Source organism: Ahrensia sp. R2A130 (assembly GCF_000179775.1).
GTDB lineage: Bacteria > Pseudomonadota > Alphaproteobacteria > Rhizobiales > Rhizobiaceae > Pseudahrensia.
Genome location: NZ_AEEB01000017.1, coordinates 64,673 through 84,880, shown reverse-complemented (window position 1 = coordinate 84,880; position 20,208 = coordinate 64,673). Strand labels below are relative to the sequence as shown.

Here is a 20,208-nt window from a genome sequence, read left to right as displayed (position 1 = left end):
GCCGCAAAGACTGTTTAGTGCTGGCGCTTAGGACGCCTTATCAATGGCCCGCCTTGCGAGATCAAGCATTTCATCATGGCGCGTGGCGCATGACGCGACCAGCTGGCCGTGGCGCACATCGCTGCAATTATAGGAAAGTGTGCGCCCCTCACGATCCGTCAACTTGCCACCGGCGCGATGACAGATCAGATCGGCGGCGGCGAGATCCCAATCCTTGGCGGAGCCGCGCGCCACGATCAGGTCGGCACGGCCCATGGCAACCATGGCGATGCGGTAGGCAAGCGAGGGCACGAAATCCATGCGCTCCACCGTATGCGGCTCCAATTTCATCAGCGCGGTTTGGGTCGCGCGGGGGCCGGTGACACGCAGTGTTGTGCCGTCGCTGAAGGCGCAGGCTTCTATCGGTTCGCCGTTCAATAAGGCCGGACCATCGTAGGTTGCGGTCAGCGTTTCGCCCAGCGCAGGGCATTCCAGAACGGCGGCGATTGGGCGATTGTTCTCCACCACCGCGAGGCTGACGCACCATTGGCGCATGTGGTTGAGGAAACCGCGTGTGCCGTCGATGGGGTCGATGACGAATGTTCGCTTTGCGTCGCGTCGCGAGCCATCATCTTCGGTCTCTTCCGAAAGCCAACCGTAGTCTGGTCTGGCGGCAAGCAACTCGCGTTTGAGGAATTCATCCACCGCAAAATCGGCCTGGCTGACGGGGCTGTCGCCTTCCTTCATCCAAACTTCGGGGCTGTCGGCGGCGGCTGGTCCGAACCAGCGCATGGCCAGTTGGCCCGCTTCGCGGCCCAATCGCTCCAGCAGTGCTTGATCGTCACTATCGTCCTGCCCACTATTTTCCTGCAAGGGTCATGCCTTCGATCAAAATGCTGGGCGTCGCGATGGACTGGCGGTAGTCGATATCATTTGCCGGTTCCATTGCCGCGAACATAGCGGTGAGGTTCGATGCGATGGTGATTTCCGACACCGGAAAAGCGATCTCGCCGTTCACGACCCAAAAGCCGGATGCACCTCGTGAATAGTCGCCGGTGACGAGGGACACGCCCTGCCCGATCAGTTCCGTGACCAGCAGGCCCGTGCCCATCGCCTTCATCATATCGTCCGGCGAGCGGCTGCCGGGATGCAGGATGAGGTTCGATGATGACGGGCTGGTGGAGGACCCACCACGGCTGGCACGACCGTTGGTTTCCATGCCCAACTGCTTTGCGTTGGTGCTGTCCAGCAACCAGCTTGCGATGCGTCCGTCTTCCACAAGATCGAAAGCCGCGCCGCCAACGCCTTCGCCATCGAAGGGACGAGACGCTGTGCCACGCATGATGTGAGGGTCGTCGGTGATTTTCAAACCGGATGCAAAAATCTGCTCTCCCATTTTCTCACGCAGGAAACTGGTGCCGCGCACGACGGATGCGCCGTTCAACGCTCCTGCCAGATGGCCAACGAGGCTGCGGGCCATGCGGGGCTCGAACAGGCAGGCCACGGTGCCGGTTGGCACTGTGCGCGGGGCGTGACGGCGTGCGGCGCGCCTGCCAGCTTCTGCTCCGATGGATTGCGGCGAGCGCAAATCTTTGAAATGGCGCTGGCTATCGAAATCGTAGTCACGCTCCATGCCGGCGCCCTCACCGGACACGGCGGATACCGACAGCGAAAACCGGCTGGCGCTGTAAGCACCGCTGAAACCGTCGCTCGTTGCCAATACGCTGCCTCCGAGGCCGTAACCGAAACCGGCACCACTGGATTTCGATACGCCATCGACCGCGAGCGCAGCCTCTTCGCAGGCCAGTGCCAGATCGCGCATCATGTCGAAATCCGGTTCCGCTTCGTCCAGCAAATCGAGATCGGGCCAGTTTTTCGCCAAGCGATCCGGTGGCGCAAGGCCGGTATGCGGGTCTGGCGGGGCGACCTTCGCCATGGCCACCGCGCGGGCAGCGAGATCGTCGATAGCGTCGCTCTGATTGGCGGAAACAGACGCCACACGATCACCGACGAAGACGCGCAGCGAGAAAGCATTGTTCTGCGCGCTTTCCGTGTCCTCCACCTTGCCCTCGCGCACAGACACACCGGTGGAAGACGAGATCGCCACCACCGCGTCTGCTGCATCGGCACCGGCTTTTTTCGCAGCCGTCACAAGGTCTGCGGCACGGCTTTGCAGGTGGTCGAGGTCTGGCGCGGTGGGCATGGAATTGCAATTCGGGGAAAGTGAGTGTCGCTACGGGTGTAAGCAGGGCTGCTGCGCTTCACAAGTCGATAGGCGAGGTTGCAGGCGTCACTTCGGGCGGCCTACATGGTGATGAAAGCACACGCACGGATTCCTGCCCATGGCTGATGGCCCAAATGTCTTTCTGGAAGCTGTTGTTTTGTTGGGGGGCGCTGCCGTTGCGGCACCGCTTTTCAAACGAATCGGGCTAGGCACCGTGCTTGGCTATTTGGCGGTCGGCGTTTTACTCGGCCCGGTTCTCTACTCCGTGTTCGGTCTGGTTCTAAGCTTTACCGGCGACGGTGAAGATGTGCTGCATGTGGCCGAACTCGGCGTCGTCATGCTGCTGTTTCTCGTTGGGTTGGAGCTTAAACCTGCTCTGCTGTGGAGCATGCGCAAGGAGATTTTCGGCCTCGGTGCAACACAGGTTATCGCGTCTGGCCTGTTGTTGATGGTTTGCGCCATGGTGGCCGGTTTTGGCGCTGCCACGTCCTTTGTTATCGGCTTCGGTCTTGCGCTTTCGTCCACCGCTTTTGCGCTGCAAATATTGGAAGAAGAAGGCGACGACCGCACGCGGTGGGGCAAGAAAGCGTTTTCAATCCTGCTGTTTCAAGACCTTGCCATCGCACCGCTGCTGGTTGCCGTGCCGCTGTTGGCGGCAGGCACGATGGAAGTCACGGCAGGCGGCCTCTGGCAAGTCGCGATCGCCATCAGCGCGGTGGTAGCGCTTGTGCTTGCGGGTCTTTATCTCATGAACCCGCTCTTTGGCATTATCGCCGCCACGGGCGCGCGCGAAGCTATGATTGCGGCAGCGCTTTTCATCGTCATCGGGTCAGCGGTGTTGATGCAATATGCGGGGCTTTCCATGGCGATGGGGGCGTTCATCGCGGGCGTGTTGCTGGCTGAATCCAGTTACCGGCATGAGCTGGAAGCCGACATCGAACCCTTCCGTGGCATTCTGCTCGGTCTGTTCTTCATCGCGGTGGGCCTGTCGGTCGATCTGCAAATCGTCTGGGATAATCTGCTGTGGATCGCACTTCTGGTCCCTGCGGCTTTGGCGCTTAAGGCTGCTGTCATCTATGCGGCTGCGCGCCTTTTTGGCAGCGATCATAACGATTCCGTGCGGATGGCAGCCTTGCTGCCGCAACATGGTGAGTTCGGTTTTGTGCTGTTCTCCGCAGCCGTCGCTGCAGGCTTGCTGGACCGTGAACTGTCATCCTTCCTTATCGCAGGCGTGACGCTGTCCATGGCGCTAACGCCGCTGACCGTCATGCTGGGTCAGCGGTTTTTGAAAAGCGCTGAAAAGGAAGAAATGGACGAGGACTTCGAGGGCGCAGGCTCCAGTGTTCTTATGGTCGGGTTTTCCCGTATGGGCCAAATCGCCTCGCAAACACTGCTGGCCGGTGGCTGCGACGTTACCGTGATCGACAATTCTGCAGACCGTATGCGGCAAGCCGAACGCTTCGGCTTCCGTATCTATTTCGGCGATGGCACCCGCAAGGATGTGCTGCGGGCTGCCGGTATCGAGAAGGCGAAAATTGTCGCCGTCTGTACCCGCGACCGCGAGACGACCGATAAAATCGTCGAGCTGATCGCGTCTGAATATCCGCATGCGAAGCTTTTTGTACGCAGCTACGACCGTGGCCATGCCATCGACCTGTTACAACGTCCGGACATTTGGCAGGTCCGCGAGACCTTCGAGAGCGCTCTGAAGCTGGGAGGTGCACTGCTGATAGGCACAGGCATGAACGAAAGCGATGCGCATGCAGTGGTCGATGATGTGCGCCACCGCGACCTTGCCCGCCTCGAACTTCAGATCAAGGAAGGCATAATGGCAGGGCGCGAAACGCTGCACACCAAGCCTGTTCCCGAACCGTTGGTTCAACCGCGCCACAGCCGCAAAGATCATTCGGTGGACACCGTTCCCGGGATGGAAGAAGCTGACGGTAACGAACCGCCGGACGCCGATGTGCCTCCCGCAAAAGACTGACCTCACGATACGGAAAAAACCATGACCACAATGCCCGACATCACGCCTTTCCACTTGGCCTTCCCTGTCCACGATCTCGAAGAAGCCCGTGACTTTTACACAAACGGCCTAGGCTGCGGCACGGGGCGCGAGAGTGACCATTGGATCGATTTCGATCTCCACGGCCACCAGATTGTGGCGCATTACAAAGAAGGTATGGAGACAGGCGTGGTCCATTCCAACGCGGTGGATGGCGACGAGGTGCCGGTTCCGCATTTCGGCGTGGTGCTGACCATGGACCAATGGAACGCCATGAGCGCCCGCCTGAAAACCCGTGACGACACCCGCTGGGTGATTGAGCCACGCGTCCGCTTCAAAGGTGAACCCGGCGAACAGGCGACGTTCTTTCTGCTCGATCCTTCAGGCAACGCCCTGGAATTCAAAGCTTTCGCCGACATGTCGTCATTGTTTGCGAAATAAAGCCGGTATTTTCCAAATGATCGCCAAATTTTGACGGAAACCGCCACAGCTTCCAAGAAACCAGCCGTCTTCACCACCGGCTCTACCATGCGCCACGTCGTCGTTATGACGGCAACGTCGTCGGTGGGGCTGGTGTCTATTTTCGCGGTGGACGCGCTCAATCTGTTCTACATCTCACTGCTCGGTCAGCAGGAACTCGCCGCTGCCATCGGCTATGCGGCGACGATAATGTTCTTCTCGATCTCACTGTGCATCGGCATCGCAATCGCTGCTGCAGCACTGGTGGGACGAGCGCTTGGTGCTGGTGAGGACGAACGTGCAAAACGCATGGCGACAGCTTCGTTGGTCTATCTCGTTCTACTCAGTTCGCTGTTTGCCGCTCTTCTTTATCCCTCGCTGCGATGGTGTTTAGAACTGCTGGGCGCGAGGGGCGAGACGCTGGAGATGGCGCTCGATTTTATGCAGATCGTCGTGCCTTCCATCCCGCTCCTCGGCATGGGCATGGTGCTGGGCGCATTGCTGCGAGCGAAGGGTGATCCCAAGCGGGCGATGTTCGTCACGCTGTCCGGTGGCGCGGCTGCTTTGGTGCTGGACCCAATTTTTATCTTCGGCCTCGACATGGGCATTATGGGCGCTGCAACCGCGACCGTCTGCGTTCGCGCAATCCTTGTGATCGTCGGCTTGCACGGTGTCCACAAAGTGCACCGCATGTTGGGCGCGCCACATGTGGACGAGATTCGCGCCAGCGTTGCGCCTTTCATGACCATCGCCCTGCCCGCCATCGCCACCCAATTGGCCACGCCCGTGGGCAACGCCTACGTCACCAGCGCGATTGCAGAATTCGGTGATGATGCGGTTGCGGGCTGGGCAATTGTCGGACGCCTTTTGCCGGTCGCGTTCGGCGTAATCTTCGCGCTATCGGGTGCGGTAGGTCCGATTCTGTCGCAAAATCTTGGTGCGAAACTCTACGATCGCGTAATGGCCACCATGCGGGATGCTCTCACCTTCACGCTGATATATTGTCTGGCTGTCTGGGCACTGCTGGCGATTGCGAACCCTTGGATCGTCGGCCTGTTCGGTGCGACGGGCGAGGCTGCGGAACTGGTGCGCCTGTTCTGCCTTATCGTCGCCGGTTCGTTCCTGTTCAACGGAGCGCTGTTTGTTGCCAATGCGGCCTTCAACAATCTTGGCTTTCCGTTTTACGCCACGATCTTCAACTGGGGTCGTGCAACGCTGGGAGTCATTCCCTTCGTTTATTTTGGGAAAACTTGGGGCTCCAGCGGCGTGATGATTGGCTGGGGCGCAGGCGCGGTTGTCTTCGGCATAGCTGCGATGGTGATGGCGTTCCGCCTGATCGGAACGCTACCCGCACGGGAGGCTGAACGTTCAGTCGACGAGGACAGACCTCCCTTGCCACCCACTGCCAATTCCGCATTCACATCGGGAAAAGGCGCCATATTTGGTATCAATTCCAATAGCGGCAATTCTGACAGTGACAGGGACCGGCGGGACAGTTAGTCCCGCCGTTCAGGACGCTTAGCCAGCGTCAGGTTTCTTTGGCTTTTGACCCACGGTGATAACCGTTGGCTTCCCACCGTAAAGACGCTTTGCAACGCGCTTTGCATCTTCCAGCGTAACGGCTGCCAAATAGTCCTTGCGGCGGTCGATATAATCGATGCCGAGGTCGGATTGCTGGATGGCCACCAACACGCTGGCGATCTTGCTCGATGTATCGAGGTTGGCAATCGCATAGCTGCCCGTGATGTATTTACGGGCTTTTTCAAGCTCTTCCGCCGTCGGCCCCTCTTCGGCCATACGCTTCATTTCGGCCAGAATAATATCCACCGTGGTCTGCGCACGATCGGAGCGCGTGGCAGAGCCTGCACCTATAATACCCCCAACATCATAGGTGCCCAGATAGGAATAGACACCGTAGGCAAGGCCACGTTTTTCACGCACTTCATCATAAAGACGCGAGGAAAATGAACCGCCACCCAACACGTAGTTCACCAGATAGGCGGTGAAGAAATCCGGATCATCGCGCTTGATACCGGGCAGAGCGAGACGGATGTTGGTCTGCGGGGTAGCCAGGTCGATATGGATGGTTTCACCCGTTGAAATAGCAAGCGGAGCGACTTCTTCCAGTTGCGCTTTTTCAGGCAGATCGCCGAAAATCTTGTCCAATGCAGCTTTCAACTCGTCTGGCGAAATCGCGCCAACGACCCCAATGACGAGATTATCGCGGGCAAAAACGCGCTTGCGGTAGGATTCAAGATCTTCACCCGTGATCGCGGGCATGGTTTCCAACGTGCCTTCCGAGGGACGGCTGTAGGGGTGGTCGGCAAACACATTTTCGCGGAACGCTTTGCCTGCAATCGCCTGAGGGTTGGTTTCCTGCCGCTTCAGGCCGTTCAGGCGGGATGCCTTCATGCGGCCAACCGGCTCTTCGTCAAAGCGTGGCTCATTGAGCATCAGGCGAAGCAGTTCGAAGGCCTCGTCTTTTTCTGCGGCCAGCGCTTTGATGGAACCGGAAAAATCTTCGTAGCCAGAGTTGAACGAGTAACTCATGCCGTTATCGGACAAGCGCTCCTGAAAGTCTTGACTGGTGATGTCGCCTGCACCCTCATCCAGCGTGTTCGTCAGCAATTCAGACGTGCCTTCTTTGCCCACCACGTCTTGCGTGGAACCGCCCTTGAAGCTGTAGGACATGGCCACCAGCGGCACGGTGTAATCTTCCACCAGCAGCGCTGTGATGCCCTTGTCGCTGGTCACCGTTTTAATATCTACGGCGAAGGCGTGGGTAACGAATGCCAATATGGCAAACAGTGTTGCGGCACCGCGCAGGGCCGTTTTCGTGAGGTAAGTCGTCATCGGATCAACCCTCTTTCTGGGTGTCTAGGTTCGGGCCGGGAACCAGTGTCCCCGTTACCGAGCGACGCATTTTAAGGTAGGTGCGGGCAGCTTTATTCACCGCTTCTGGCGTCACCGCGCTGATGCGTTCCGGCCATTGTTCAATGTCCTCGATGGTCGCGCCCAACGAGAGCGACCCGCCATAGATGCGGCCCAGCGAAGACTGGCTGTCCTGCGAAAATACAGCCGAGCGCACAAGGCGGCTGCTGGCGCGGGTCACCTCTTCGGAAGTTACGCCATCTTTCACCAGCTTTTCGATTTCAGCGTTTGTCGCAGCTTCTACTTCGGCCAGAGTTTTGCCCTGTGCAGGGCTGGCGAAAAAACCGAATTCCGTGCTGTCGAGAGAGCCGCCCTGATACCATGCACCGGCGGATACAGCGACTTTTTGGTCGATTACCAACGAGCGATAGATGCGGCCAGTGGAAGAGCCAAGGATTTCCGACAGCACTTCCAGCGCTTCGGCTTCGCCGTTTTCATCGGTGTTGTAAGATGGTGTGAGGTAAAGCCGCTGGAAAGACGGTGTGCGGACACGGTGGTCCGCCATATCCACGCGGCGAGCCGCGCGCGGTTCCGGCTCGGTTGGGCGCTTGCGGACACCGGGTTCGGCACGGCGTTTCACCTTGCCATATGTCTCTTCAGCCAGTGCCTTCACGGCGTCCGGCTCCACGTCACCAGCGACGACAAGGATCGCGTTATTTGGGGTGTAGAACTTATCGTAGAAGGCGATGGCGTCATCTTTCGTCAACGCATCAACCTCATGCGCCCAACCGATGACGGGAATTCCGTAAGGGTGGTTCTTGTAAAGCGTGGCGGCCATTGCCTCGCGCAGTAATGACCCTGGGTTGTTCTCGGTGCGGGCGTTACGCTCTTCGATCACCACGTCACGTTCGGCCAGAATTTTGGCTTGTTCCAGCACCAGATTTTCCATCCGGTCGGCTTCCAACCGCATCATTTCCGGCAACACTTCTGGTGTTACGCGCTGGAAGTAGGCTGTGTAATCCTGGCTGGTGAAGGCATTTTCCTGTCCGCCGATCTCAGCAACCTTGGCGGAAAACTCGCCGCTCTCTACCGTCTTTGTTCCTTTGAACATCAAGTGTTCGAGATAATGCGCGATGCCAGAAACTCCGGGCGGCTCATCAGCCGCACCCGCCTTATACCACACCATATGCGTGACGACCGGCGCGCGACGGTCTGGAATGATGACCACTTTCATGCCGTTATCGAGCGTGAACGCCGTAACCTGTGGCCCCGCTTTTTCAGACGCACTGGCTTGCGTGGCAGGCTTGGTCGTTTCAGCAAACGAGGGAGCGGAAAATGCAGTGCCCAAAAGAAGGCAAGCGGTGAGAAGGCGGGCCGGAGTGGCGTGGCGCATCATCATGGGGCGGTTCGTATCTCTCAGCTGGGGCGTTGGTATAAAAACGTCGGTGAAGAACTGTTGGTTTCATATGGGGCAGCAGCGGGGCAGCGCATCTTACAATTTCGTCATCTGCCACTTGGCCGCACTATTACTGCCGCATCAGGCCTGTTCATGCGGCGTCGCGCAAGAAGAAACCGAAGGCGCCCTCGCCCGCTTCCCGCCGTTGCTGGAAGGTGAAGCCGGGCAGACTTTGCGGCAAGGATGATGCGCGCTCCTCCAGCACAAAAAGGCCGCCCGGACTGAGCCAGTCGTGGGCAGTCAGACTAGCAGCAGCCAACTCGCCGAGGCCTTTGCCATAAGGAGGGTCAGCAAACGCCAAGGTCGCAGTTGGAAGGCTGTCGCGGGAGCCGAGTTTGGTGGCATCGCGGCGCAAAATATGGGCGCGACCGGCGAGGCCCAATTGTTCGATATTCTCGTGCAACAGGGCGCGGCCTGCAGCGGTGTTTTCCACAAACGCGCAAGAGCGCGCACCGCGGGAAAGCGCTTCACAACCCAGCGCGCCTGTGCCTGCAAACAGATCCAGTACGTTGCCGCGCAACTGTTCAGTATAAGCGTGGGCGAGAATGTTGAACAACATCTCGCGGTTACGATCGGTTGTGGGGCGGGTGGCGTCGGTCTTCGGGGTAGCGAGGCGGCGGCCTTTTAAATCACCGCCGACGATCCGCACCGCGTCCACCTTGTTTGTTGCCGGGCTTGTTCGAAGATTTGTCTTTTGCTCCCCTGCCTCGACCGTCACTGGGTTTCGTACCAGGTTTTTGGGTGGGCTTCTGTGTTGTAAGGCGTTCCAACGGATCAGCCTTACGTGGTGTGTTGGTGCCACGTTTGTTGGGCCGCGCTTTTTCGATCTTTTCACCGACCGGATTATTCTTTGGCGCGGTCGCAGCCAGCGGCGCATCGAAGTCGGCACCAGAGGCTGAGATAAGTTTTGCACCCAATTGCTGGCGCAACATGCGGCCACGCACCTCCTGAACCTCGCCGCTGGCAAGATCACCAAGCTGGAACGGTCCATATGAAATGCGGATCAGGCGGTTCACTTCCAAACCCAGCGCTGACAGGACGTTTTTCACCTCGCGGTTTTTGCCTTCGCGCATGGCAAATGTCAGCCATACATTGGTGCCTTGTTGTCGCTCCAGTTCGGCTTCGATGGCACCGTAAAGGACGCCATCCACAGCGATACCGTCGGCGAGCTTATCCAACTCTTCCTGCGTGGTCTGGCCGTGGGCGCGCACACGGTAACGACGCAGCCAGCCGGTTGTGGGCAGTTCCAACACGCGTGCCAAACCGCCATCGTTGGTCAACAACAGCAGCCCTTCGGTGTTGATGTCGAGACGGCCTACGGACAACACGCGCGGCAGATCATCCGGCAGGCGCTCGAAAATCGTGGTGCGGCCTTCCGGGTCTTTGTTGGTTGTGACGAGACCGGACCGCTTGTTCAGCAGCCAAAGTCGTGTGCGCTCAGGCCCGCCCAGAAGTTTATCATCCACCTCGATGCGGTCGCGGGGCGTAACGGTATGGGCCGGTGTGGTGAGCAACTTGCCATTCACTTTTACGCGCCCCGCCTCGATCCAGCGTTCGGCATCGCGGCGCGAGCACAGGCCCGCGCGGGCCATGCGTTTAGCGATGCGCTCGGCGTCTGCGGGTTTCTCGTCAGAGGTGGGTGCGGAGGAAGAAGATGTGGTCATGGCCCTTCCTATCACTGCCGTGCCGTCGCACAACTGCTGGAAGCAAATGACGAAGGACAATTACGACGTGGCAAGTTTCATGGAGCAGGCATTGGTGGAAGCACGGGCCGCTGCTGAACGTGGCGAAGTGCCTGTGGGGGCAGTGCTGGTGCGTGATGGCGAGGTGGTAGCGAAAGCTGGAAACCGGACACTGGAACTGCATGACCCCAGCGCCCACGCTGAGCTGCTGGTCATCCGCCAAGCCTGCGCGGCTGCGAAAAGCCAGCGGCTGCCGGACTGCGATCTCTACGTCACGCTGGAGCCCTGCACGTTGTGCGCGACCGCCATCTCATTTGCCCGCATCCGCCGCGTGTATTTTGCAGCTGACGACGCGAAGGGCGGCGCGGTTACCAATGGCGTGCGGTTTTTTGACCAACCCACGTGCCACCATGAACCGGAAGTCTATTCCGGCATGTGCGAGGTGGAGGCGGGAGAATTGCTTCGCAGCTTTTTCGCCGCGCGGCGCTAGGCGGGCTTAGCCGCCGAAAATATCGCGGAATGCGCCGGATTTGTTGCGCTTTGCCTTACGATTTGGATCGACTTCTTCTTCACCCAATTCGCCGATCGGAGCTGTGTCAGACGGCACACGGTATTCCGTCGGCGGTTGAGTAAGATATTTGCGCGCCTTAGGCGCAGCACCAAGCTTGGCCAGTTCTGCCTGCCGCTTGCCGCGTGCCTCACGCTTCTTCACGATTTCCGAATAGGGTTCCGAATTGTAGCGGTCATCAACAATCATGTTGTAGTCGGGGCGGTTGTCCAGTTTGGCGCGCTCACGAGCTTCGGCTTTCATCTGAAGCAGTTCAGGCGAATCTCCATCGGCGGCTTGGGCACCACCTTCTGCAGCTTCTGCACGCAAACGAGCGCGTCGAGCTTCAGGATCTACCGGAAAATAACCATCGGAGGTCGACACTGTCTCAGCAGGTGTAGGCAGCGATCCATCAGAAGGCGCTTTCACCAGTTTCGGACGAGCAGAATAATCGATCACAGTTTTGGTCCGGCCAGGTGCGCCGATGCTCAGCATATCAGTGATGCCGGTCAACGTTTCAGCGCTCTGGTTCTTACCGGTGCCGTATGTGGAGGCACCTGTGCAGCCTGCCAGCGCGGCGGCGGCCAGTAACATCGTGGCGGTTGTGAACATTTTCATCATCATCATCCTTCCCCAAACGGACCTGTGCCAGCACATGCTGATGCAGGAACGGGCGCATGCAAATGGCTCGCCACATAAATGTGGCCGGAATCTGCTGCATCTTGGCTTTGACCAAACTAACCCGTGGCCTGTTGCCTGACAATCACAGGAAACAGGATTGCGGCATTTGGTTAAGATGTGTGGCGCAACTACAAGTGCTGCGCCACAGGCTCGGTTCAGGCCGCGTCGATGGTCCGCATAACGGCGGCATCGCGGAGCGACAGATCCGGGTAGTCCGGGTCGCTGCCGACTTCAGGCAGAACACGCCACGAACGAGCGCAGCGTGTGCCTTCTGCGCGGCGGTTGACCACGGCAACGCCCGGCACTTCGTTCAGACGGAAAGCGTCTGCCGGACCCTCACCCTGCACGATTTCGATAGCGCTGGTAATCGCGATGTCTTCCATCGGAAGACCTTCGACGGCTGCCAGCAAATCAACATCTACGATGAACACCTGCGGTGCGGCTTCCAGCGACTTGCCGATGTGGCGTGGGTCTTCTTTGTCCAGGCTACGTTCGACCTCCAGCGCGCCGTTGATGACACGGCGCACGGAGCGAACCTTCTTCCAGCGTGCGGCCAGTTCCGGCTGATTCCATTCGGCGGGAATGTCAGGAAACTGCTCACGGTGGACCGAGCGACCATCGGGGTGACGCGACAGCCACGCTTCTTCCATGGTGAAGGCCAGCATCGGGGCCATCCATTTCACCAGACAATCGAACAGGTGGGAGACGACACGCATGGCGGACTGGCGGCGCACGCTATCGTCACCATCGCAATAAAGCGCGTCCTTGCGGATATCGAAATAGAAGGCCGAAAGTTCAAGGTTCATGAAGTTGGAAAGCGCTGCGAAGATGCGCTTGAAGTCGAAGGCGTCGTAGCCTTCGCGCACCACCACATCGAGTTCCGACAGGCGGTGAAGCATAAGGCGTTCGAGTTCCGGCATGTCGGCGTGGGCGACGTCTGCGCCTTTGTCGTGCGCCAATGTGCCGAGCATCCAGCGCAGCGTGTTCCGCAATTTGCGGTAGGCATCGATGTTGGTTTGCAGGATGGTTTTGCCGAGACGCAGGTCTTCGGAATAATCGGCAGACGACACCCACAGGCGCAGAATATCAGCGCCCGATTGTTTGATGACATCTTGCGGCGTGACGGTGTTGCCTTTGGATTTCGACATCTTGGTGCCGTCTTCGGCCATGACGAAACCGTGGGTCAGCACCGCATCATAAGGCGCGCGACCACGTGTGCCGCAGCTTTCCAGCAGCGAAGAGTGGAACCAGCCGCGATGCTGGTCGGAGCCTTCGAGATAAAGATCGGCGGGCCATTTCAGATCGTCGCGTTGCTGCAGGCAAAAGGCGTGAGTGGAGCCAGAATCGAACCACACGTCGAGAATGTCATCGACCTTCTGCCAGCCGTCGAGATCGTCCACGAAGCCGCTGAGGAAGCGTTCCTTTGCGCCCTCTGCATACCAGGCGTCAGCGCCTTCTGCGGCGAAGGCGGTTTTGATTTTTGCGGCCAGTTCGTCGGAGCTATCGAAGTCCGGGCCGGGCGCGACCTGACCGGTTTCTTCATTGCGGAAGACGGAGATCGGCACGCCCCATGCGCGCTGGCGCGACAGCACCCAGTCGGGGCGATCCGCGATCATGCCGTGCAGGCGAGCCTCGCCGCGCGGCGGGACGAAACGGGTCTCTTCGATGGCCGCAAGCGCCGTTTGGCGCAACGTGCCGTGGTTGGAACCTGCGCCGCCAAGCACACCTTCCTTGTCCATGTGGACGAACCACTGGGGCGTGTTGCGGAAGATGATGGGTTTTTTCGAGCGCCATGAATGCGGATATTCATGCTTCACGCGGCCACGGGCGAACAGGTTGTTGGTGCCGATGAGAGCGGTGATGACGCGCTGGTTAGCATCGCCCTTCTTGCCCTTGTCATCGATGACGCGGGCTGGCTTATCGGTGTCCGGTCCGAAGCCGGGCGCGTCTTCGGTGTAGTAGCCACCGTCATCCACGCAGAACGGGATGGAAGCATCGATACCGAGCGCTTCGATATGTTCGCGCGAGTTGACGAAGATTTCGAAGTCATCACGGCCATGACCGGGAGCGGTATGGACGAAGCCGGTACCGGCTTCATCCGTGACGTGATCGCCTGCCAGCATCGGGATCAAGAAATCATACCCGTTGACATCCATGTTCCGAAGGGGGTGCATCAGCACCATATTTGCAAGTTTCTCTGCCGTAACCTGACCCATCCACTGCACTTCGATAGCCGCTTTTTCAGCCATCGCATTTACACAAGCTTTAGCAGCGACAAAGTACTCGCCTGGCTGCGGCCCGAAATCATTTTCCGCTTTCATAACCATGTAGTTACCGTACTCGACCCGCTGCGAAAAACAGACTGCCCGGTTCGCAGGTATTGTCCATGGCGTAGTTGTCCAGATGACCACAGTTGATCCAGTCATTTCCGGATCTGATAAATCGACTTGAGCCACCGGTTTGCCCGGCTGAACTTTGGTATCGACCAAACGCGGCACGACAGGAAACTTTACCCAAACCGTGTCGCTTTCCATGATCTCGTATTCGATCTCGGCCTCTGCCAGCGCGGTGCGTTCGACCACGCTCCACATGATCGGTTTCGAGCCACGGTAAAGCTGGCCGCTCTTGGCGAATTTCATCAGTTCGTCGGCGATGATCGCTTCGGACTGATAATTCATCGTCAGATACGGATTGTCGAAGTCGCCCGTTACGCCGAGGCGCAGGAATTCTTCGGACTGGATGTCGACCCATTTTTTGGCAAACTCACGGCATTGCTGACGGAATTCGTTGATCGGCACGTCGTCCTTGTTGCGGTTGTTGGCGCGGTATTGCTCTTCGATCTTCCACTCGATGGGCAGGCCGTGGCAGTCCCAGCCGGGCACGTAATTGCTGTCATAACCGCGCATCTGAAACGAGCGGGTGATGATGTCTTTCAAGATTTTGTTCAGCGCGTGGCCGATATGCAGATTGCCGTTGGCGTAGGGCGGGCCATCGTGCAGCACATATTTCGGGCGACCTTTTGAGTCTTCCCGCAGCTGTTTGTACAGGCCGTCTTCCTGCCAGCGTTTCACATGCTCTGGTTCCGCCTTGGGAAGGCCCGCGCGCATGGGAAAATCCGTCTGCGGCATATTCAATGTGTCGGTGTAATTGCGTGGTTCAGCCATAGTCTTCGGTCCGTGTCTGCGGAATTTTTCCGCTCGATATTTTCAAAAAATGAAGGCGGCGCGAACTGCGCCAACCTGAAAACGAGTGCAAACGCCCGGGCCGGTTCAGCTTGTGAAAAGCTGCCGGACCGGGCCTGTAATTCGGCCCGAACATATGATGATGGTGTGGCACAACATGGCGCGCTTCTAGCAAAGGTGCAGCTTAAAAAACAGGCCCGTTCAACTTATCGAATATCGCTTTTCGCATGGCGGAAAGCGTGAGCCCGGGTGCCATGGACGCGGCCATCTTCGCCAACTGCGCGGCGGTGCCGGGCCAAAGCTCCCACGACTTGCTTTTGGCGGCTTTCAATATCATTGCAGCCAGCTTTTCGGGATCCATGCGTTTGGAGGCTTTTGCACCTGCTGGCGCATATTTTTCGGCATGGTCGGTGCGGATGGGGCCGGGGAAGACTGTCAGCACTCGGGTGCCGCGCTTCTTGAACGGCTTGCGGACGGATTTCGCGTAGATCGCAATCGCGTCCTTCGTGGCCGCATAAACGCTTGCACCGGGGTAGCCCACGGCGTGGGACAGCGAAGAGACGAAGACGATGCGGCTTTTCGGGTTCATTTGCCCACCGCCCACAAGTTGCGCCGCCAAGCGGATGGGCGCGGTGGCGTTGACCGCGATCAGGCGTTCATAAGCGCCGGACGGAATGTCCTCAAACTTACCGGTGGCGCTGATGCCTGCGTTGAGGATCACCAGATCGAATGTCATCTCGCGGGTGCGGTCGAAGAAGCGGGAAATGCTTTCGGGGTTCGCCATATCGACGAGGTATGCGCGGCAGGCGCCACGGCTGGAAACCACCAGTTCTTCCAACGGGTCGATGTCACGGTCGACGGCGATCACGTCGTGACCATCGGCCAGCAATTGCTCTATCAACGACCGGCCAAGGCCGTGGGCCGCGCCTGTGACGAGCGCCCTCACAGTTGGAACTCCTTGGGGTTCGACATGGCCGAGCGCCAACCGAATGTGCGGGACAGTTTGCGCGTATCATCCCCCTTGCGGATGGATTTCTCGATGCTTTTGCCCGCGCGCTTGGTGGACATGAACATGGCCCGCACCGCGCCCAGCGAAAGACCAGCTTTGTGGTGCATGGATGTGCGCGTTGGGCCGGGGTGAACCAGCGTTACCTCTGCCCTGCCCTGCCACTCGCTGCGGAGCGATTTTGCAAAGCCCGCCATTGCGGCCTTGGTCGCAGCATAGGTGGCAAAGCCCTTCGCGCCCGTGTGAGCGGTGGAACCGATGATGGCGAGGCGGCCTTTGCCGATGAAAAGCCACGGGGCCAGCGCCTTGGTGATGAGCACGTTGGCAGTGAAATTCACCGCGATCTGGCGCTCGATTTCAGCCACCGGTTCATCTGCGGGATCGCCCGCCCAACCGAGACCGGCGTTCAGAATTCCGAGGTCCAACTGCTGCCAGCCAAGGCCTGCCATCGCGGCGGCGATACGAGTTGCTGCCTCATCCGGCGCGGACTGGTCGGCGCGGACGTAAGCTATGTTGGATGCGCCGAAAAAAGCGGCATCATCTGCTATGGCCTGCCGCCCGGTTGCCAACACTTTGTGACCACGACCGGCATAGGATTTGGCAAGCCATAGGCCAATGCCATCGGTAGCGCCGGTGACGAGGATCGTGTGGGGGCGCGGTTCGGGCTTTGCCATCAGACGTTTCGGTCGAAGGACAGGCGTTCGTCCAGATTTGAAAGCGGGGTGGCAGCAGCCAGTGCCTTGCGGGCGGCTTCGCTGTCGCGGTCCATCTGCTCGACCAGTGCTTCTGCGCTATCGAATTTCTCCTCGCCGCGCAGATGTTCGAACAGGCTTACCTCGATGCGCTCGCCGTAGAGATCATCTGAAAAGTCGAAGACGAATGTTTCCAGCAGCGGCGCCCCGTTGTCGAAAGTCGGGCGACGTCCGAAGCTGGCGACGCCATCGTGTAGGGAGCCATCGGCGCGGCGCAGGCGGACGGCGTAGATGCCGTGGGCAAGGCGGCAGTTTTCTGCCAATGCAAGGTTGGCGGTGGGGTAGCCCAGCGTGCGGCCAAGCTGCGCGCCTTTCACGACCGTACCGCCAACGCGCCAGCGATAGCCGAGTAGATCAGCTGCGGCGGCCACATCGCCAGCCCCGAGCTGGCGGCGGATGCGGGAGGATGAAATCGCATCACCGCCCTCTTCTTCAGCCTCCACGGTGGTGACGCCGAAACCGTCCCGCTGTCCGACCTCCTGTAGGAATTCAGGTGAACCTGCGCGGCCCTTGCCGAAGTGAAAATTGAAGCCGGTAACGAGGTGCGACGCGGCAGCACGACCGCGCAGAATGTCGGTAACGAAGGCTTCCGCTTCCGTGCCCGCAAGTTCCTTGGTGAACGGCAATGTCAGCAATCCGTCCATGCCGAAGGCTTCCACAATACCCGCCTTGTCCTGCTCTGCGGTGAGGCGGAAGACGGGGGATTGCGGTTTGAACAATGTGCGCGGATGGGGCTCGAATGAGAGTGCGAGTGCGGGCACACCAGCCTTGCGGGCTTCATTCAACGCGCGGCCCAGCACGACTTGATGGCCGCGATGGACACCGTCGAAATTCCCGATGGCAACAACGCCGCCAGCTAGGCTGTCGGGTACGTTTTCCGTCAGGTTATGGAGCTGGAATGCGCTCATGGCTCAGCCGTTTCGCTGCCATGTGAGGCGTGGCATCCATGCGGTGGGCGTCACGCCCTGCGCTGCCATAAACGCTTCAAGAGCTGCTGCATCGGGATTGTCCGCCGGGCCGTATTCTGCGGAATGAATGCCGGCGGAAATATAGAGAAGATCGACGCCGTTATCGACCGCGCCTTTCACGTCTGTCGGCATGCCGTCGCCAACTGCAATGATGCGCGATGGGTCGACGGCGTCGCCCGGCAGTTCCGCCAGCGTCTTGCGCGCAAGTGCATAGATCGGCGCGTGGGGCTTGCCTGCGATGCGAACCTCGCCGCCAAGTTCTGCATAGAGTTTTGCCAGCGATCCGGCGCAATGGATCATACGGTCGCCGCGCTCGACGATGAGATCGGGGTTGGCGCAGATCATCGGTACTTTGCGGGCGGCCAACACTGTCAGCCGGGTGCGGTAATCTTCAGGTGTTTCGACTTCGTCGTGGAACAGGCCGGTGCAAACGATGGTGTTGCAGAAGGCTTCGTCGCCGCGCTTTACCGCAAGACCATCGAATAGTGGCTCATCGCGTTCCGGCCCCAAAAGCCAAACGGAGCCTTCTGCTTGTTCGATCAAAGTGCGTGTCACGTCGCCAGACGTCACCACCGCATCGCACACACCATCCGGCACACCGAGTTCAGCGAACTGCGCGATGACGCCTGGGCTGGGGCGCGGGGAATTGGTGATCATCACGACCTTGCCGCCCTGCGCGCGGAAGCGCTGCAAGGCATCGGCAGCGTCTACATAAACATTCACGCCGTTGTGCAGCACGCCCCACACGTCGCACAGCAGCGCGTCGTGGGTTTTTGCAATGGCGGAAAGGCCGTCGCTGATCTTTGGAAAAGACGTGGTCATCGTCACCGATCTACCTGATTTCTGTCTGCGGGCGTGGGATGAAGACGCGGTAGGATGAACCTTCGAGCCGGTCAAGGTTGGGCACACAGTGGCAACGAACACTGGACAGCCACCCATCATGGTAAACGAAACCTTTCCACCTTGAAGGTCGCAGGCTATCAAGGTGCCATTGCCTGCCTGTTTTCATTGAAAATCTTGCGCGCATGATCGCCGGAAGCTCAACGCTGCCGGGATCGACTTGCTTGATGGATAAGGCTTGGGGGATCGGGCTTGGACGGCAAAATGTCATTGGTGAAACGCATACTTCTTGCGGTGGCGGCAGTGCTCATCATCGCTGTGGTCGGGTTTTACGCGACAAGTTTGCTCGGCATATCTGCACTTTCCGTCTTGCTTGTATGCGCGGCACTGGTCTTTGCGGTGCTGGTGACGGTGACGCTTTTTTCGCAGGGCCGCAGTCTTCAGATGCTGCGCAAACAATCGCGTGATGAAGCCGGCTATGAAAGCGATATCAGCCGCCGCGTGTCACAACTTTCTGCGCAAATCGACGTGTTACAAAGCGCAACGAGACAACCCGACAAAAGTGATGTTTTGTCTTCGCGGCTGGACCATATGCAGGGCGAAATGGCCCAGCTTCGCCGCATGATGATTGCTGGCGAAAAAACAAAGCCGCATCTTGTCCAAACCGAACAATCTGCTGATGTTGCGGCTGATACCGAAGCACCAGATGCAGAAAGAACGGAATCTAACTCCGCATCCGGCATCGCGCTTCCTGTGGCCGTGTCCAACGATGATCTGCGTTTGCACCTTCAACCCATCGTGACACTTTCCGACAGAACGCCACGATTTTTCCAGGCCACCATGCGCCTGCGTTTGGCGAAACCAGACGCTCAGGGCGAGTCGCATATGCCACAGCCGGAATTCGTGCGCATGGCCGAAACCGGCGGATTGATGCCACTGATCGACAAGAAGGTTCTCTTCATGTCGGTGCGTATGCTGCAGGCCCTTGGTGGCGACCAGCAAAGCACAGGCCTGCTTTGCAGCCTGTCGCGCCACACGCTGTCCGACGGCCGGGTCTTTTCTCAGATTTACGACTTTCTTGATGCCAATCGTCGTCTTACAAAATCGCTCGTTCTTGAATTGCCGCAGCATGGGTACCGCGAGATGAAGCGCGCCGAACGTGACCGCCTCGGACAGTTGGCAGAGTTGGGTTACGAATTGTCGCTGGGTGATGTGGCCGACCTCACAGTCGATCCCGCGGTGATCGCCGCCCAAGGCTTCCGTTATCTGTCTGTTCAGGCCGCGATCCTGCTGCATGGCGATATGGATGATGGCAACGGCCTTGTACCCGCTCACGGGCTGGCGCAACGCATGGCGCAGCATGACATTACCGTCATCGCCACGCAGGTGGACCGTGAAAATCAGGCTATCAGCGTGATCGATACCGATGTATCGCTGGCACGTGGAGTGCTGTTTTCACCGCCACGCCCCGTCAAGCGCGAGTTGCTCGAGAATAGCTCCGGCGCAGGTTCACAGCCGAGTGATGAGACCGAAGTGCGCAAAGCTTCGTAGCTCTC

17 protein-coding genes are annotated in these 20,208 nt (G+C 59.0%); 5 read left to right on the top strand and 12 right to left on the bottom strand.

Annotated elements, in window-relative coordinates:
- Positions 1–27: 27 nt before the first annotated feature.
- Both R2A130_RS09575 and R2A130_RS09570 read right to left on the bottom strand, forming a co-directional pair.
- Positions 28–852, bottom strand: a complete 825-nt coding sequence (locus R2A130_RS09575; protein WP_009757830.1) for a 3'(2'),5'-bisphosphate nucleotidase CysQ — start codon at positions 850–852, stop codon at positions 28–30.
- Positions 839–2,182 carry a TldD/PmbA family protein gene (locus tag R2A130_RS09570; RefSeq protein ID WP_009757829.1) on the bottom strand — a complete coding sequence of 448 codons (1,344 nt, stop codon included), beginning with the start codon at positions 2,180–2,182 and terminating at the stop codon, positions 839–841. Before R2A130_RS09570 ends, R2A130_RS09575 begins: the two co-directional genes overlap by 14 nt.
- A gap of 139 nt (positions 2,183–2,321) precedes the next feature.
- On the opposite strand from R2A130_RS09570, the gene R2A130_RS09565 reads away from it, so the two are divergent.
- Genes R2A130_RS09565 through R2A130_RS09555 form a run of 3 tightly spaced genes read left to right on the top strand, consistent with a single transcriptional unit; the run spans position 2,322 to position 6,167 of the window.
- Positions 2,322–4,190 carry a monovalent cation:proton antiporter-2 (CPA2) family protein gene (locus tag R2A130_RS09565; RefSeq protein ID WP_009757828.1) on the top strand — a complete coding sequence of 623 codons (1,869 nt, stop codon included), beginning with the start codon at positions 2,322–2,324 and terminating at the stop codon, positions 4,188–4,190.
- A 21-nt stretch (positions 4,191–4,211) separates the two neighbouring features.
- A complete protein-coding gene (locus R2A130_RS09560; RefSeq protein ID WP_009757827.1) occupies positions 4,212–4,649 on the top strand; it encodes a VOC family protein in 438 nt (145 codons plus the stop codon).
- Between the two features lie 30 nt (positions 4,650–4,679).
- Complete coding sequence (locus R2A130_RS09555; protein ID WP_009757826.1) at positions 4,680–6,167, top strand: MATE family efflux transporter; 1,488 nt, start codon at positions 4,680–4,682, stop codon at positions 6,165–6,167.
- A gap of 18 nt (positions 6,168–6,185) precedes the next feature.
- Here the strand turns inward: R2A130_RS09555 and R2A130_RS09550 are convergent, their stop codons facing one another.
- The 4 genes from R2A130_RS09550 to R2A130_RS09535 all read right to left on the bottom strand — a co-directional run bounded on the left by R2A130_RS09550 (position 6,186) and on the right by R2A130_RS09535 (position 10,658).
- On the bottom strand, positions 6,186–7,520 hold the full coding sequence (locus tag R2A130_RS09550; protein WP_009757825.1) for a pitrilysin family protein: 1,335 nt from the start codon (positions 7,518–7,520) through the stop codon (positions 6,186–6,188).
- 4 nt (positions 7,521–7,524) lie between these two features.
- Positions 7,525–8,937: a pitrilysin family protein gene (locus tag R2A130_RS09545; protein WP_009757824.1), complete on the bottom strand. Its 1,413-nt coding sequence runs from the start codon at positions 8,935–8,937 to the stop codon at positions 7,525–7,527.
- 148 nt (positions 8,938–9,085) lie between these two features.
- A complete protein-coding gene (gene rsmD / locus R2A130_RS09540) occupies positions 9,086–9,643 on the bottom strand; it encodes a 16S rRNA (guanine(966)-N(2))-methyltransferase RsmD (protein ID WP_050786136.1) in 558 nt (185 codons plus the stop codon).
- Positions 9,624–10,658 carry a pseudouridine synthase gene (locus R2A130_RS09535; protein WP_009757822.1) on the bottom strand — a complete coding sequence of 345 codons (1,035 nt, stop codon included), beginning with the start codon at positions 10,656–10,658 and terminating at the stop codon, positions 9,624–9,626. The genes rsmD and R2A130_RS09535 overlap by 20 nt, the downstream gene beginning before the upstream one ends.
- Positions 10,659–10,704: 46 nt before the next feature.
- Here R2A130_RS09535 and R2A130_RS09530 point away from each other — a divergent pair, with 46 nt between their 5' ends.
- Positions 10,705–11,166, top strand: a complete 462-nt coding sequence (locus tag R2A130_RS09530) for a nucleoside deaminase (protein ID WP_009757821.1) — start codon at positions 10,705–10,707, stop codon at positions 11,164–11,166.
- 6 nt (positions 11,167–11,172) lie between these two features.
- Here R2A130_RS09530 and R2A130_RS09525 read toward each other — a convergent pair whose 3' ends face one another.
- The 6 genes from R2A130_RS09525 to R2A130_RS09500 all read right to left on the bottom strand — a co-directional run bounded on the left by R2A130_RS09525 (position 11,173) and on the right by R2A130_RS09500 (position 18,634).
- On the bottom strand, positions 11,173–11,841 hold the full coding sequence (locus R2A130_RS09525; RefSeq protein ID WP_156798467.1) for a hypothetical protein: 669 nt from the start codon (positions 11,839–11,841) through the stop codon (positions 11,173–11,175).
- A 218-nt stretch (positions 11,842–12,059) separates the two neighbouring features.
- Positions 12,060–15,068 (bottom strand): isoleucine--tRNA ligase, encoded by a 3,009-nt coding sequence (gene ileS / locus R2A130_RS09520; RefSeq protein WP_009757818.1) that lies wholly within the window; start codon positions 15,066–15,068, stop codon positions 12,060–12,062.
- A gap of 202 nt (positions 15,069–15,270) precedes the next feature.
- Complete coding sequence (locus tag R2A130_RS09515; RefSeq protein WP_009757816.1) at positions 15,271–16,032, bottom strand: SDR family oxidoreductase; 762 nt, start codon at positions 16,030–16,032, stop codon at positions 15,271–15,273.
- The gene (locus R2A130_RS09510) at positions 16,029–16,766 is read right to left on the bottom strand and encodes an SDR family oxidoreductase (RefSeq protein ID WP_009757815.1); all 738 of its coding nucleotides are present in this window, start codon (positions 16,764–16,766) and stop codon (positions 16,029–16,031) included. Before R2A130_RS09510 ends, R2A130_RS09515 begins: the two co-directional genes overlap by 4 nt.
- Complete coding sequence (locus R2A130_RS09505) at positions 16,766–17,752, bottom strand: bifunctional riboflavin kinase/FAD synthetase (RefSeq protein ID WP_009757814.1); 987 nt, start codon at positions 17,750–17,752, stop codon at positions 16,766–16,768. Before R2A130_RS09505 ends, R2A130_RS09510 begins: the two co-directional genes overlap by 1 nt.
- Before the next feature lie 3 nt (positions 17,753–17,755).
- Positions 17,756–18,634 (bottom strand): TIGR01459 family HAD-type hydrolase, encoded by an 879-nt coding sequence (locus R2A130_RS09500; RefSeq protein WP_050786110.1) that lies wholly within the window; start codon positions 18,632–18,634, stop codon positions 17,756–17,758.
- Between the two features lie 282 nt (positions 18,635–18,916).
- On the opposite strand from R2A130_RS09500, the gene R2A130_RS09495 reads away from it, so the two are divergent.
- Positions 18,917–20,203 carry an EAL domain-containing protein gene (locus R2A130_RS09495; RefSeq protein ID WP_040305593.1) on the top strand — a complete coding sequence of 429 codons (1,287 nt, stop codon included), beginning with the start codon at positions 18,917–18,919 and terminating at the stop codon, positions 20,201–20,203.
- The last annotated feature ends 5 nt before the right edge of the window (positions 20,204–20,208 follow it).

Bases quoted from the DNA above. Each gene is read 5' to 3' on its own strand.
- R2A130_RS09495 (WP_040305593.1), top strand. From the start codon at position 18,917: ATGTCATTGGTGAAACGCATACTTCTTGCGGTGGCGGCAGTGCTCATC.
- R2A130_RS09505 (WP_009757814.1), bottom strand. From the start codon at position 17,752: ATGAGCGCATTCCAGCTCCATAACCTGACGGAAAACGTACCCGACAGC.
- ileS (WP_009757818.1), bottom strand. From the start codon at position 15,068: ATGGCTGAACCACGCAATTACACCGACACATTGAATATGCCGCAGACG.
- R2A130_RS09535 (WP_009757822.1), bottom strand. From the start codon at position 10,658: ATGACCACATCTTCTTCCTCCGCACCCACCTCTGACGAGAAACCCGCA.
- R2A130_RS09565 (WP_009757828.1), top strand. From the start codon at position 2,322: ATGGCTGATGGCCCAAATGTCTTTCTGGAAGCTGTTGTTTTGTTGGGG.
- R2A130_RS09500 (WP_050786110.1), bottom strand. From the start codon at position 18,634: ATGACCACGTCTTTTCCAAAGATCAGCGACGGCCTTTCCGCCATTGCA.
- R2A130_RS09530 (WP_009757821.1), top strand. From the start codon at position 10,705: ATGACGAAGGACAATTACGACGTGGCAAGTTTCATGGAGCAGGCATTG.
- R2A130_RS09550 (WP_009757825.1), bottom strand. From the start codon at position 7,520: ATGACGACTTACCTCACGAAAACGGCCCTGCGCGGTGCCGCAACACTG.
- R2A130_RS09570 (WP_009757829.1), bottom strand. From the start codon at position 2,182: ATGCCCACCGCGCCAGACCTCGACCACCTGCAAAGCCGTGCCGCAGAC.
- R2A130_RS09525 (WP_156798467.1), bottom strand. From the start codon at position 11,841: ATGAAAATGTTCACAACCGCCACGATGTTACTGGCCGCCGCCGCGCTG.
- R2A130_RS09510 (WP_009757815.1), bottom strand. From the start codon at position 16,766: ATGGCAAAGCCCGAACCGCGCCCCCACACGATCCTCGTCACCGGCGCT.
- R2A130_RS09560 (WP_009757827.1), top strand. From the start codon at position 4,212: ATGACCACAATGCCCGACATCACGCCTTTCCACTTGGCCTTCCCTGTC.
- R2A130_RS09545 (WP_009757824.1), bottom strand. From the start codon at position 8,937: ATGATGATGCGCCACGCCACTCCGGCCCGCCTTCTCACCGCTTGCCTT.